The following is a 13,118-nucleotide window of genomic DNA, read 5'->3' on the forward strand; positions in this document are numbered from 1 at the left end:
CGGCTCAGGCGAAAACAAGGGCATCCTCCCGCTTCCAGGCCAACGCATAACGCTTGTGCGGCTCATAATTTTCCGGCGCCCGGTGGCTGAGATGCGCCTCGACTTCGAACACCCGGCCATCGTCGAGCGAGAAGAAGGCATTGACGGCCGAACCGGTATATTCGCTGGCGACAAAGGTGCCTTCGATCTGCACTTCATCGGCGGCTGCGATTTGACCCGCCGGGCGGATGGCGATGCGGTCATAGCGGATCGCATAGGCCGGGTCGGCTGACTTGCGGGGCTGGCCATCGAAGCCGAGCAGACCCTGCGGGCTTGCGAAACGATCGTTTTCAAGCTTGCCCGGAAACAGGTTGTAGCAATTGAGAAACCGCGCCACAGCGGGCGAACAGGGCCTGTTGTAGATCGTGTCGGAATCGCCTTGCTGGGCAATCCGGGCCTTGTCGAGCACCAGCACCGTGTCGCCCATCGACAGCGCCTCGGTTTCACTGCCCGTCACATGCAGGAAGGTCACGCCGCAGCGTTCACGGATCATCCTCAGCTCGCTGCGCATACGAGCGCGAAGATTGGCATCGAGCGCCCCGAGCGGCTCGTCGAGCAGAACCATCTTCGGTTCGGTAACCAGCGTGCGGGCGAGCGCCACACGCTGCTTTTGTCCGCCGGAAATCTGGGTCACCGCCCGATCCTCGAGCCCGGTCAAGCCAACCAGCGAAATGATGTCACGCACCTTGGAGGCGACGATCTTGTCATCCGTCACCGGATTGACGACCCGGTTGATCAGGCCGAAGGCAATGTTGTCGTAGACCGACAGATGCGGAAACAGAGCAAAGTTCTGGAACACGAAGCCGATGTTGCGTTCGTGCGGCGGCATGGCTGCGATGTCCTTGCCAACGAAATGAATGGAACCACTCTCCGGCTGCTCGAAACCAGCGATGACGCGCAAAAGGGTCGTTTTGCCGGAGCCGCTTGGGCCGAGCAACGAGACATAGGAATCGTCCGGCAAGGACAGATCGATCCCATCGAGCGCCCGCTGGTCGCCATAGGCTTTCACGACATTGGAGAGTTGAAGCACAGCCGACACTGTTTTCCCTACCAGTTTGCGGCGGGCATCCTTTAGAGCACACTCGCACGATCGCCGACCCGGAAACGAGCCACGAAGACATGCCGACAGCGTTCACGCGTGGAGACTCCACGCGCGCTTCAGATGATCCGCTAAGTTAAAAATTCTGTTCCGTTCCCACGCGCTTCTGTTGGCGCGATTGCTATCGAATACAATACATAAATGATTTTTGTATTCAATAGACTTTTGCAGAAATTTTCTGCGCCTGCCTGTTTTCGTTTACGGAAGCGATGCGCGCGAGTAGCGCCCACTTTTGAAACGCCTATAAAATGCGCGAAACGCAACCAGAAACAGACAGAAGCAGACTGTTTTTACAGTTTTCCGCAAAATACAATTCAACACATCCGTTTCAAATCGATTGAAACAGCGCGCTTCCGTTCGCAAAAGCCAGGCAACTCCGCTAGACAAAACGTCCATCATTTGCAAATAATGTATGCAATGTGCATTTATTCAACCTATCGAAGTTGTGCTACAGATCGCGTACAAGGCTTGAGGCTCGCATGGCGCCAGAACGAAGGTATCTTGATTTCATGGCCGACGATCGAACAGGACAGAGCACCCAACGCCGCTACGAGATAGCCGAGGACGTGCTGCGCAAGAACATCCTTGAGGGCATCCTGCCGCCCGGCCTGGTGCTGCTCGAAGGCCCCATCGCCGAAATTCTGCAAATCTCCCGCGCTCCCGTGCAACGCGCCCTGCAAACGCTTGAAGCCGAGGGGCTGGTGTCGCGTTTCAAGGGTCGTGGCTACCTCGTCGGACCCGGCAGCGACAATGTCGAACCCAACCGCATCGACATCAAGTCGATCGGCCTGATCGTTCCGCAGGATGCCGACGAGGCACTGCAGAGTCGCTCCTCCTGGGAACGGATCTACAACACCGTCGAAAGGGATGTCGCTGGCTGCGTCGTCTTCGGCCAATACCGCATCATCGAGACCGAACTGGCCGAGCATTTCAATGTCAGCCGCACCGTGGTGCGCGATGTCCTCACCCGGCTGCGCGAGCGTGGGCTGGTGCGCAAGAACCAGAGCTCGCACTGGATTGCCGGCCCCCTGACCGCCCAAACGGTCAAGGATCATTTCGTGCTGCGCAAGATGCTGGAACCACAAGCGCTGATCAGCGGCGCAACCTTCATCAATCGCGATGCGCTGACGCGGCTGTTCAACCGTCTCGCCGAACTCGAGAGCCGCCATACGATGGATTTCCAGCGCGATCTCGAGGACATCCAGACACGCTTTATCGACACCTGCATCCTTGCCACGCCGAACGAGAAACTGCGCGACCTGATCGCCAACAACCTTTTGCCTGTCGCGGCGACCGAGCGGCTGCTGCGCCGGCTTGGCCTGCCGGGCGAGCCGATGATCATCACCGAACTCAGGCTGGTAGTGGAACTGCTGATGCGTGGCGGCGTCACCGCCGCGGCCGCGATGCTGGAAAGCCATCTCGACGCGTCGGTAAACCGGACGATCGCCCAGATGAAGATCGTGGCGATCATTCCCGGCCCGAGCGTCACGGCCGACTACCTGACGCGCGTCATGGAATAGAGGTAAAGCGCGGCGCGGATAGGCCGCCGCCTTCCCCTCCGACACAATGATGGCCAGATGACTGCGTCTTGCATTCGTTGTCTCGGCCATCATTCTACCCTCCCTGAGTCTAGAACAGCGCCTTGATCCGGTTGACCAGTGCGGCGCGGTCCTTGCGGGCCGCAAGCGCGGTTTCCATGTCGACCTTGATGAACTTGGTCGGGGTATGCGGCTGCATCTGGCCGATCAGGTCCATGTCGGCGGCAATCACTGTTCCGATCATGAAGTAGCCGCCGCCCGACACCGCATCGCGATGCAGGATGATCGGCTCGGTGCCGCCCGGCACCTGGATCGAACCGTAGGGATAGCAGCTATCGACGATGTTGGACGGATCCGACCCTGCGCCGAACGGTTGTTCGCGTTCCACGAAGCTGAGCGGCCTGCCGCCACGGAAGCGATAGCCCATCCGGTCTGCTTCCGGCGCGACCTTCCATTCGTCCTCGAAGAAGTTCTTGCCTGCCTCCTCGGTGATCCGGTGCCAATAGAGGCCCGGCAGCACGCGCAGGCCGGCCGGCATGCCGGGCTTGCGCCGCAGTTCCTCGGGAATGGACTTGCCTTCCGTGGCCTTGCCGGCAACGCCAACGGGCAACTCGTCGCCGACGGCGATTGGCCTGCCCTTGAAACCGCCAAGCGCACCGATCGGATAGGTCGAGCGGCTGCCCAGCGCCAGCGGCACGTCGATGCCACCGGATACGGCGATGTAGATGCGCGCACCGCTCTTGAGGAAATCGAAGGTCAATACCTGGCCGGCCTTGACCTTGAAGGCCGTCCAGCCGGGTTGTTCGACCCCGTCGAGTTTGATCGGCATTTCGGCGCCGGTCACGGCGACCATGACATCGGCGGTGAACTCAAGCTTAGGCCCGATGAAAACTGCTTCGAGCCCGGCAGCCCCCGCGTCGTTGCCGACCAGCAGGTTTGCCGCCTTCAGCGACAGCCGGTCCATGGCGCCACCCTCGGGAATACCGAGATGGAAGTAGCCGGGGCGACCCAGATCCTGAACGGTGGTGGCGAGGCCCGGATGAATAACCTTAATGGCCATTGAGCACGCCCTCCAGCTTTGCGTTGTAACCATCGATATCGTTCTGGAATTCCCTGAGATCGAACCTGACCTCGCGGATCGGCGGCGAGAATCTGCCCTTGTCGACATCCTCCACTGCCTGGTCGTAACCATCGCGATCGACGGGCTTGAATTTCACGATGTCGCCGGGGCGGAAGAACACCATGAAATCCCTTAGGTAGGAGGTCTTCTGGGTCGGGTCGTAGATCGGCATCGGCGTGATGCCGAACATCTGGTAGCCGCCTGCGCCACGCACCGAATAGATGCAGCCGAAGCAGCCGCCATGACCGACAGTCAGGCGCGGCGTATCGGTCCGCGGCCGGAGATACTTCGGCACCTGGATCTGCCGCTTTCGATCGACCATCTGGTACATGAACGGCAAGCCGGAGACGAAGCCGACCATCGACACGAACCACGGCGAACCGGAATGAGCGCCAATGAAATCGCCGACCGTATCGTAATTGTTGATCCGCGCGGCGTAATCGAGGTCTGTGCCTGTGGGATCCTGATGGCGCTCGCGAAACCGCATCAGCGTCTCATGCGTCCAGGGATCGTTGTAGAACACCGGGATTTCAACGATGCGGGTGGTGATGACGGGCTCGGCCTTGGTGGCCGCCGCCTCGACCATCTTCACTTCCTTCAGAATATCGTCGGGATGGATGACATCCGGATTGAACTTGATCTGGAAGGAGGCGTTGGCCGGGCAGATTTCGGTAATGCCCTTGATGCCTGCTTCTTTGATGCCCGTTGTCATCGACAGGCTGTTGAAGAAGGCTTCCAGCGACATGTCCTCGCTGCACTCGACGAACAAATGCTCGTCGCCCCCGAATGAGTAACGCATGGGCATCAGGCAACCTCCTCGATAGCGGCCAGCGCCGCCGGAAAATCCGTTTCAAGCCACGATTCCAGAAAGCGCGTATGAAAATCCGCCTTGGCCACGGCAGCATCGCGCGCCAGCGCGATATGCAGCGGTATGGTGGTCGGCAACCCCTTGATGATCAGCCCCTCCAGCGCGCTTTCCAGACGCACAAGGCAGGCTTCGCGGGTCTCGGCCCAGACGATCAGCTTGCCCAGCAAAGAATCGTAGAACGGCGGAACCGTATAGCCTTCATAAAGCATCGTATCGAAACGGATGCCCTCGCCTTCCGGCACGATCAGCGTCTCGACCGTTCCGGGACCGGGCAGGAAGCCCTTGGCCGGATCCTCGGCATTGATGCGGCACTCGATCGCATGGCCATGGACCTTGATGTCTTCCTGCCGGACCGACAGCTTTTCGCCGCCGGCGATGCGGATCATCTCCTGCACCAGATCGATGCCGGTGATCATTTCGGTGACCGGATGTTCGACCTGGATGCGGGTGTTGACCTCGATGAAATAGAACGCGCCGCTCACTTCATCGTAAAGATATTCGACGGTGCCGGCGCCGCGATAATTGACCTGACGGGCAAGCGCCACGGCGCTGGCGCACAGGGCTGCACGCACATTTTTCGGCAGCAGATGCGACGGCGCCTCTTCCCAGACCTTCTGGCGGCGACGCTGCAAGGAGCATTCGCGCTCGAAGCAATGCACCGCGTTTTCGCCGTCACCCAAGATCTGCACCTCGACATGGCGCGCACGGGTGATGACCTTTTCGATATAGAGCCCACCGTCGCCAAACGCTGCGAGCGCCTCGGCAGAGGCCTGCGGGAAATGCCGCTCAAAATCTTCCATCGTATCGGCAATGCGGATGCCGCGACCGCCGCCGCCGGCAGCGGCCTTGATCATTACGGGAAAACCGATCTTGCCGACGATCTCGCGGGCAACGTCCACGCTATCGACGCGGCCGTCACTGCCCGGTACCGTTGGCACGCCGGCGCGCATGGCGACCTTGCGCGCCTCGACCTTGTCGCCGAGCAGGCTGATCGCCTCGGGCTTGGGGCCGACGAAGATCATGCCGGCATCCTCGACCGCCTGCGCAAAGGCGGCATTCTCGGACAGGAAGCCATAGCCGGGATGGACCGCATCGACGCCGGCAGCCTTCGCGGCCGCGATAACGGCGTCGATCTTGAGATAGGACTTGGCCGCCGATGGCGGTCCGATGTCAATTGCCTCGTCGGCAAGTTTGACCGCCAGCATATCCTTGTCGGCCGCCGAATGGACCTGAACCGTCCTGATGCCCAGCGCTTTCGCCGCCCGGATGATCCGGACAGCGATCTCGCCGCGATTGGCAATGAGGAGCGAGCGGATCGTCATACCTCGACCTCGGCGATCACCTGGCCGGCCATGATCGGCTCGGCGTCATCGACCAGGAAGGTGATGTTCTTGCCGTCGAGACCGGCCGGGATCTCGTGGAAAGTCTTCATCACTTCGATCAGTCCGACGACATCAGTGGCTGCCACCGCATCGCCATCTGTCTTGAACAACGGCGCATCCGGAGACGGCTTGCGATAGAAGGTGCCCGGAAGGGGCGATCTGATTTCCAACTTGCTCATAAGTGTCTCCGGTTTTGTTCGCTGACGATTTCGGATACGGGCGCAATGCGAATGCCCGCAGCCTTCAGCGCTTCCCTTATGTTGCGGATGATGTCCAGCGCGCCTAGCGTATCCGAATGAAAGCAGATGCTCTCAAATGGGACTTCGATGTCGCGGCCGGTAACTGCGGTGACCTTGCCCTCGGTACACGCCCTGACCACCTTGCGGGCGATCGCGGCCGGATCGGGACGGCCTGCATCGCGGGTGAACACGATGGAGCCACTTTCGTCATAATCGCGGTCGGCGTAGAATTCGCGGATCGCCGGCTGGCCGGCCTCTTTTGCCGCCCGCTCGGTTGCCGATCCAGCCATGCAGAAGACGAAGGCGTTGGGCGCAACGGTCCGCATGTAGGTGATGAACTGCTGGGCAAGCTCGGGATTGACAGCCATTTCCATATAGAGCGCGCCATGCGGCTTGACATGCTGCAGGCTGGCGCCATGACGGCGGGCAAATTCCCTGAGCGCGCCGACTTGATAGGCGATGTCGTTGACGAGTTCGCGCGGCGTGCCGTTGATCCGGCGACGACCAAAACCCTGCAGGTCGTTGTAACCGGGATGGGCGCCGACACCGACGCCATGGCCGACGGCTAGGCGGACGGTCTCGTCCATGAGGTTGGGATCGCCAGCGTGGAAGCCGGCCGCGATGTTGGCGGAGCTGATCAGGCCCATCAGGCTTGCATCGTCCGTGTCGCCCACATGCCAGCGGCCGAACGCCTCGCCCATGTCACAATTGATATCTACGACGTCGAGAGCCACGATATTCCCCGTTGTGATTGCATTTTTCGCAGCTTCGCAGACTGCATTGGTAGTGGTCTTTCGACGCTATGCGCAAAAACTGCATTTGAAAAATTCTATTTTTTCGTGTCTATTATCTAAAAATCAGAACGATCCGGGGACAGGATATGTGCGTTTTTGCCAAGCAGTTTCATATTTTTACAGCACTCCCTTATCCAGAAACGACCGGAAATGCACGCATCGGTCGCATGTCTATCTGAATTTTAAATATTAAAGTTCTGATTTTCAGATAAGGAACGGACCTGTGTCGCTGAGCTTCAAGCAAATCCGCTATTTCATTGCCACGGCAGAAGCCGGTCAGGTTTCGCAGGCAGCCGTCAACCTGTCGATATCGCAGTCGGCGATCACCACAGCCATCCGCGACCTTGAGGAGACAGTTGGGGCGCAGCTGTTTGACCGCGCGCCGCACGGAATGCACCTCACCTATGCCGGCCGCCAGTTCCTGTCACATGCCTACGACATCATGAAAAAGGTGGCCGATGCCCAGCAGCTCAATCTGGTAACCAGCCAGGTGTCGGGGCGGCTGACGGTGGCCGCGACCTATACCGTCATCGGCTACTTCCTGCCCTATCACATCGAACGTCTGAAGCGACAGTTCCCCGGCCTGGATATCCAGCTCTTCGAACTCAATCGCGAGTCGATCGAAGAAGGCCTGCTGACCAACCGCTACGACATCTCGGTTCTGCTGACCTCCAACATCCTCAATCCGGAACTGAGCGCGGAAAAACTGCTGAGCTCGCCGCGCCGGCTTTGGTTGCCAGCGCAGCACAGGCTGCTTTCAGCCGGCCCGGTGGGGCTGCGCGAAGTGGCCGAGGAACCCTATATCATGCTGACAGTAGACGAGGCTTCGCATACGTCGCTGAAATACTGGAGCCAGACACCCTACCAACCGAAGATCTCACTCAGGACCTCCTCGGTCGAGGCGGTGCGCTCGCTGGTCGCCAATGGCCAGGGTGTGGCGATCCTCTCCGATATGGTACACCGACCCTGGTCGCTCGAAGGACGGCGCATCGAGGCGATGATGTTGCAGGATCCTGTTCCATCAATGGATGTCGGCCTGGCCTGGAAGCGCAGCGCCGAGTTCACCCCCGCAATGACGGCGTTTCGTGCCTATTTCAGGGGCGCATTCCACATTCCGGATTGACGACACTGGAAGTGGGGCCGCTCCCCGCATATCGGGGCTTGCCAGCCCCGCCCTTACACCTTAACCCAGCTGGATAAAACGACCGGCTAATGTGGATTACCGAGTGACTTCACCCAACAAGCTTCTTTTCGTCGACGTCGAAACCACCGGCCTGACCTATGACGACCGCGTCATCACGCTGGGCTACGTCGAGCTGGACCTCGAAGCGCTGAGGGATGGCGCCGATGCCGCCAGAACCGGCCATATGATCTTCAATCCCGGCCGGCCGAGCAATCCGTTTGCGGCTGCCGTACATGGTTACGATGACTGGACGCTTAGGCACCAGCCGGAATTTTCCAACCATGCCGAGGAATTGCTGCCGCCCTTCGAACGAGCGGAACAGGTCATCGCGCACAATGCCGCCTTCGACGAGCGCTTCATGCGCACAGAGTTCTCCCTTTGCGGCTATACCCTGGCGCCAGCTCGGTTCGATTGCACCATGCGCGCCTACAAGAAGAAGCATGCGCGGCCAGGCGGGCTCGACAAGGTGCTCGACCACATGGGCCACAAAAGCCGCGGCAAGCAGCATGGCGCACTTGAGGATGCATGGCTCTGCATGCGCGTCTGGCTGTGGATGAACGACCTGCCGACGCCGGACCTGCCCGGTGATCTACTCGCGCCGCCCAGCAACTGGGTCGAGCCGGAGATGAAGCCGATCCGAGGCGCGCGGAAGGCATACAGTTTTTAGGTCCGCTGCGCCTTTGTTGGAATCGCTCTATATCTGTGCAATTTGTATTACAAGTAGCACAAGGATATTTTGCGATGGCGACCGTCAGCATCCGCATCGATGACGAAACCAAAGATAGGTGGAACAACCTCGCCAAGACCCATGGCCTCAATCAAAGCGAGCTTTTCCAGCAGGCAATCTTAGAAAAGCTGGAAGAACTCGAAGACTTCTATGTCGTGAAGGAACGACTGTCCAATTCTTTCAAGACGATCTCCAATGAAGATGTCTGGAAGGAACTAGGCATTGAAGATTGAGTGGCACCCGGAAGCGATCGATGATCTGCGGCGGCTTGGCGAACCGGTCTAACGTCGCATCAGGAAGGTTCTCGCAGAACTTTTGACGTTGGAGGACCCCAGGCAAAAGCTGGTAGCGTACTCCGCCAACATGAAAGGTCTTTGGAAGCTTCGCGTCGGGGACCCACCGATTGATCTGCCAGTTACTGGAGACAGATCAAGGATTTGTGCTGGTCATAGGCGTTGCGCACCGCAGCATTGCCTATGACCAGCGTCATCTCAAAAGGATCGAAGACCGAAAGAATTAACCCCTGAGCACACCGCCGGTGGATTTTTCCACGTTGGCGATGATACGCGCGGTCAGCGCCTCGAAATCCTCGTCGGTCAGCGTCCGGTCGGACGGCTGGATCGACACCTCGATGGCGATCGACTTCTTGTCCTCGCCAAGCGAAGCACCCTCGAACACGTCGAACACGGTTACGCCCGATATCAGCTTGCGGTCGGCGCTGCCGGCCGCCCTGAGGATCGCACCCGCATCGACCTTGCGATCGACGATGAAGGCGAAGTCGCGCTTCACGGCCTGGAAGGGCGAGAGCTCCAGCACCGGCTTGGTGCGTGTCGCCTTCTTCTTCGGCTCGGGCAGCTTGTCGATAACGATCTCGAAGCCGCACAGTGCACCGGAGACGTCGAGCGCTTCGAGCGTCCTCGGATGGAATTCGCCGAAATGGCCGATCACCAGCTTCGGGCCCATCTTGATCGTGCCTGAGCGACCCGGATGGTACCAGGCCGGACCGCCCTGCTCGATCTGCAGGTTGGCGGCCGGAAAGCCCATGGCCTCCAGCACGGCGAGCGCATCGGCCTTGGCGTCATAGACATCGATCGGCTTGCCGCCGCCCTTGTCCTTGTTCGACCAGAGACGTCCCTGCCCGTTGAGCGTCGCGGTACCGCGGCGGATACCGCCGGCAACGCGCCGCTGGCCTTCTGCCGTATCGTTTTCATAGGTGCCGGAGACTTCGAAGATCGCCACATCGCCATGCCCCTTGTCGGCGTTGCGTTGGGCGGCAGTCAGCAGACCGGGCAACAGCGACGGCCGCATATCGGACATATCGGCGGCGATCGGATTTTCGAGCTTCAGTGCAGCACTGCCGCCGCCGAAGAGCGTCGCCTGATCGGCAGGGATGAACGACCAGGTGACCGCTTCCAGCATGCCGCGCGTGGCCAGTACTCGCTTTGCTAGCCGGGTGCGGATCTGCAGCGTGGTCAGGATCCTGGCGTTGACGTCGGCAAGTCGCGGCAGCGGTTGCGGCTTGATTTCGTCGATGCCGTGGATGCGCATGACCTCCTCGACCAGATCGGCCTTGCCATCGACATCAGGACGCCAGGAGGGAACCTGCACCGCGACCGTGTCGCCAGTGCCATCCACCTTGAAACCAAGACGACCGAGGATCGCAAGGCTTTCGTCGCGGCTGACATCAAGCCCCGTAAGGCGCTTGACTTCGGAAAGCGGGAACGTCACGGCCTTGGGCGTGTATCCTTCGTAGCCCACGACATCCGTCTTAGCCGGCGTGCCGCCACAAAGCTCCAGCACCAATTCGGTGGCACGTTCCAGGCCCGGCACCATGTATTCCGGGTCGACGCCACGCTCGAAGCGGTAGCGCGCATCGGTGATGATGGAGTGCGCGCGACCTGTGCGGGCGATGTTGAGCGGATCCCAGAGAGCCGACTCGATCAGCACGTCGATCGTGTTCTCATCGCAGCCAGAATGTTCACCGCCCATGATGCCGCCGATCGACTCGATCCCCTTTTCGTCGGAGATAACAACATTGGCCGGGTTGAGCTTGTATTCCTTGGTGTCGAGCGCCAGCACCGTCTCGCCGTCCTTGGCGCGGCGAACGGTCAGGTTGCCCTTGACCTTGGCGGCATCGAAGACGTGCAACGGGCGGCCCTGGTCGAAGGTCATGTAATTGGTGATGTCGACCAGCGCATTGATCGGCCGTTGGCCGATGGCGCGCAACTGCTTCTGCATCCAGGCCGGGCTCGGACCATTCTTGACGCCGCGCACGAGGCGGAGCGCAAAGCCTGGGCACAAATGCTTGTCCTCGGCGGAGAAATCCAGCGCCACCTTCACCGGCGTCTCGCCGGAAACGGCAAAGGTCGGCGCGGGACGGGTCTTGAGCGTGCCCATGCCGGACGCGGCCAGATCGCGGGCAATGCCATGGACGGAGGTGCAATCCGGACGGTTCGGCGTCAGGTTGATCTCGATGACCGGATCATCGATGCCGTAATAGGTGGCAAACGACGTACCGACAGGCGCATCATCCGGAAGATCGATGATGCCATCATGATCGTCGGAGATTTCCAGTTCCTTTTCCGAGCACATCATGCCGTGGCTTTCGACGCCACGGATGTTACCGACGGCGAGCGTCACCGCGATACCGGGAACATAGGTGCCGGCAGCCGCAAATGCGCCGACCAAGCCCGCACGCGCGTTGGGTGCGCCGCAGACGACCTGCACCGGCTTGCCCATGCCGGTATCGACCGATAGCACTTTGAGCTTGTCGGCCTGCGGATGCTTTTCGGCGCTCAGAACCTTGGCGATCACGAACGGCTTGAAGCTGGCCTTGTCATCGACTTCTTCGACCTCGAGGCCGATCATGGTTAGCCGCTCGCAGATTTGCTCAAGCGTCGCGTCGGTGTCGAGATGATCCTTTAGCCAGGAGAGTGTGAATTTCATTGTCTCTATCTCCCTTTATGCACTGAGGCCGCCGAACAGCGTCGGCAGGTCGAGCGGGCGGAAGCCATAATGGTTCATCCAGCGGACATCGGCGTTGAAGAAGTCGCGCAGGTCAGGCATGCCGTATTTCAGCATGGCGATGCGGTCGAGCCCCATGCCCCAGGCAAAGCCCTGATAGACATCGGGGTCGAGACCACCGGCGCGCAGCACATTGGGATGCACCATGCCGCAGCCGAGGATCTCCATCCAGTCGTTGCCCTCGCCGAACTTCACCACGTCGCCGGAGCGATCGCACTGGATATCGACCTCGACCGAGGGCTCTGTGAACGGGAAGAAGGACGGACGGAAACGCATGTTCACCGATGGCACTTCGAAGAAAGCCTTGCAAAATTCTTCCAGCACCCAGCGCATGTTGGCGACATTGGCACCCTTGTCGATCACCAGCCCCTCGACCTGATGGAACATCGGCGAGTGCGTGGCGTCCGAATCCTGGCGATAGGTCTTACCGGGAATGACGATGCGGATCGGCGGCTCCTGGTTCTCCATGGTCCGCACCTGCACCGGCGAGGTATGCGTCCGGAGCACCTTGCGCTCGCCCTTTTCGTTCGGCGGCAGGAAAAAGGTGTCATGCATCTCGCGGGCCGGGTGGCCTTCGGGAAAATTGAGCGCCGTGAAGTTGTAGTAATCCGTCTCGATATCGGGGCCTTCGGCGATCGAGAAGCCCATATCGCCGAAGATGGCGGTGATTTCGTCGATGATCTGGGTGATCGGATGGATACGGCCGCGCTCGGCAGGCGAGGACCTGACGGGCAGCGTCACATCAAGGGTTTCGCGCGCCAGTCTGGCATTGATAGCCTCATCCTTGAGCGCTGCCTTGCGGACAGCGATCTCGGATGTCACCTCGTTCTTGATGAGATTGATCGCCGCGCCCCGCGTCTGACGCTCTTCAGGGCTCATGGTGCCGAGCGTCTTGAGGAGTTCGGAAATCGAGCCCTTCTTGCCAAGCGCGTTGACGCGGACATTTTCGATCGCCGCTTCGTCGGTTGCGGACGCGACCTCGGCGAGAATGGATAGTTTCAACTGATCGAGATCGGACATTGCACCGCTCATGATTGACAGTGGGAATTTGATGGAGACAAGAAAAAACCCGCGCTAGCCCTGCCAGCGCGGGTTTCCCAATAAG

12 protein-coding genes are annotated in these 13,118 nt (G+C 60.0%); 4 read left to right on the forward strand and 8 right to left on the reverse strand.

The genetic code is table 11. The features are described from left to right. Positions 1-4: 4 nt before the first annotated feature. The gene (locus tag JJB09_RS11000) at positions 5-1,078 is read right to left on the reverse strand and encodes an ATP-binding cassette domain-containing protein (protein WP_201657485.1); all 1,074 of its coding nucleotides are present in this window, start codon (positions 1,076-1,078) and stop codon (positions 5-7) included. 539 nt (positions 1,079-1,617) lie between these two features. Between JJB09_RS11000 and JJB09_RS11005 the strand changes: the two genes are divergently transcribed. Continuing rightward, a complete protein-coding gene (locus tag JJB09_RS11005) occupies positions 1,618-2,658 on the forward strand; it encodes a GntR family transcriptional regulator (protein ID WP_246748667.1) in 1,041 nt (346 codons plus the stop codon). A gap of 109 nt (positions 2,659-2,767) precedes the next feature. Here JJB09_RS11005 and JJB09_RS11010 read toward each other — a convergent pair whose 3' ends face one another. Genes JJB09_RS11010 through JJB09_RS11030 form a run of 5 tightly spaced genes read right to left on the reverse strand, consistent with a single transcriptional unit; the run spans position 2,768 to position 7,019 of the window. Continuing rightward, positions 2,768-3,736: a 5-oxoprolinase subunit C family protein gene (locus tag JJB09_RS11010; RefSeq protein WP_201657488.1), complete on the reverse strand. Its 969-nt coding sequence runs from the start codon at positions 3,734-3,736 to the stop codon at positions 2,768-2,770. Continuing rightward, the gene (locus tag JJB09_RS11015; RefSeq protein WP_201657491.1) at positions 3,726-4,601 is read right to left on the reverse strand and encodes a 5-oxoprolinase subunit B family protein; all 876 of its coding nucleotides are present in this window, start codon (positions 4,599-4,601) and stop codon (positions 3,726-3,728) included. The genes JJB09_RS11010 and JJB09_RS11015 overlap by 11 nt, the downstream gene beginning before the upstream one ends. Beyond that, positions 4,601-5,986, reverse strand: coding sequence for an acetyl-CoA carboxylase biotin carboxylase subunit (locus JJB09_RS11020; protein WP_201657494.1), 1,386 nt, complete (start codon positions 5,984-5,986; stop codon positions 4,601-4,603). Before JJB09_RS11020 ends, JJB09_RS11015 begins: the two co-directional genes overlap by 1 nt. Beyond that, positions 5,983-6,225, reverse strand: coding sequence for an acetyl-CoA carboxylase (locus tag JJB09_RS11025; protein ID WP_201657497.1), 243 nt, complete (start codon positions 6,223-6,225; stop codon positions 5,983-5,985). The genes JJB09_RS11020 and JJB09_RS11025 overlap by 4 nt, the downstream gene beginning before the upstream one ends. Continuing rightward, the gene (locus JJB09_RS11030; protein WP_201657500.1) at positions 6,222-7,019 is read right to left on the reverse strand and encodes a 5-oxoprolinase subunit PxpA; all 798 of its coding nucleotides are present in this window, start codon (positions 7,017-7,019) and stop codon (positions 6,222-6,224) included. Before JJB09_RS11030 ends, JJB09_RS11025 begins: the two co-directional genes overlap by 4 nt. 283 nt (positions 7,020-7,302) lie before the next feature. On the opposite strand from JJB09_RS11030, the gene JJB09_RS11035 reads away from it, so the two are divergent. From JJB09_RS11035 to relB, 3 genes are all read left to right on the forward strand, one after another. Then, entirely contained in the window at positions 7,303-8,202 is a 900-nt protein-coding gene (locus JJB09_RS11035; RefSeq protein ID WP_201657503.1) for a LysR substrate-binding domain-containing protein, read from the forward strand. A 103-nt stretch (positions 8,203-8,305) separates the two neighbouring features. After that, positions 8,306-8,929 carry an exonuclease domain-containing protein gene (locus JJB09_RS11040; RefSeq protein WP_201657506.1) on the forward strand — a complete coding sequence of 208 codons (624 nt, stop codon included), beginning with the start codon at positions 8,306-8,308 and terminating at the stop codon, positions 8,927-8,929. A gap of 74 nt (positions 8,930-9,003) precedes the next feature. Next, positions 9,004-9,222 (forward strand): type II toxin-antitoxin system RelB family antitoxin, encoded by a 219-nt coding sequence (gene relB, locus JJB09_RS11045; protein ID WP_201657509.1) that lies wholly within the window; start codon positions 9,004-9,006, stop codon positions 9,220-9,222. 283 nt (positions 9,223-9,505) lie between these two features. On the opposite strand, the gene pheT is transcribed toward relB, so the two are convergent. Next, complete coding sequence (gene pheT / locus JJB09_RS11050; RefSeq protein WP_201657512.1) at positions 9,506-11,935, reverse strand: phenylalanine--tRNA ligase subunit beta; 2,430 nt, start codon at positions 11,933-11,935, stop codon at positions 9,506-9,508. Between the two features lie 15 nt (positions 11,936-11,950). Next, positions 11,951-13,033: a phenylalanine--tRNA ligase subunit alpha gene (gene pheS / locus JJB09_RS11055; protein ID WP_201657515.1), complete on the reverse strand. Its 1,083-nt coding sequence runs from the start codon at positions 13,031-13,033 to the stop codon at positions 11,951-11,953. Positions 13,034-13,118: the final 85 nt, after the last annotated feature.

Source organism: Phytoamicus setariae, assembly GCF_016722925.1.
In the GTDB taxonomy this organism is placed as follows: domain Bacteria; phylum Pseudomonadota; class Alphaproteobacteria; order Rhizobiales; family Rhizobiaceae; genus Rhizobium_E; species Rhizobium_E setariae.

What these genes read in the sequence shown, in the direction of transcription:
- JJB09_RS11005 (WP_246748667.1), top strand. Translation starts at nt 1,618, where the DNA reads ATGGCGCCAGAACGAAGGTATCTTGATTTCATGGCCGACGATCGAACA.
- JJB09_RS11010 (WP_201657488.1), bottom strand. Translation starts at nt 3,736, where the DNA reads ATGGCCATTAAGGTTATTCATCCGGGCCTCGCCACCACCGTTCAGGAT.
- JJB09_RS11015 (WP_201657491.1), bottom strand. Translation starts at nt 4,601, where the DNA reads ATGCCCATGCGTTACTCATTCGGGGGCGACGAGCATTTGTTCGTCGAG.
- JJB09_RS11020 (WP_201657494.1), bottom strand. Translation starts at nt 5,986, where the DNA reads ATGACGATCCGCTCGCTCCTCATTGCCAATCGCGGCGAGATCGCTGTC.
- JJB09_RS11025 (WP_201657497.1), bottom strand. Translation starts at nt 6,225, where the DNA reads ATGAGCAAGTTGGAAATCAGATCGCCCCTTCCGGGCACCTTCTATCGC.
- relB (WP_201657509.1), top strand. Translation starts at nt 9,004, where the DNA reads ATGGCGACCGTCAGCATCCGCATCGATGACGAAACCAAAGATAGGTGG.
- pheT (WP_201657512.1), bottom strand. Translation starts at nt 11,935, where the DNA reads ATGAAATTCACACTCTCCTGGCTAAAGGATCATCTCGACACCGACGCG.
- pheS (WP_201657515.1), bottom strand. Translation starts at nt 13,033, where the DNA reads ATGTCCGATCTCGATCAGTTGAAACTATCCATTCTCGCCGAGGTCGCG.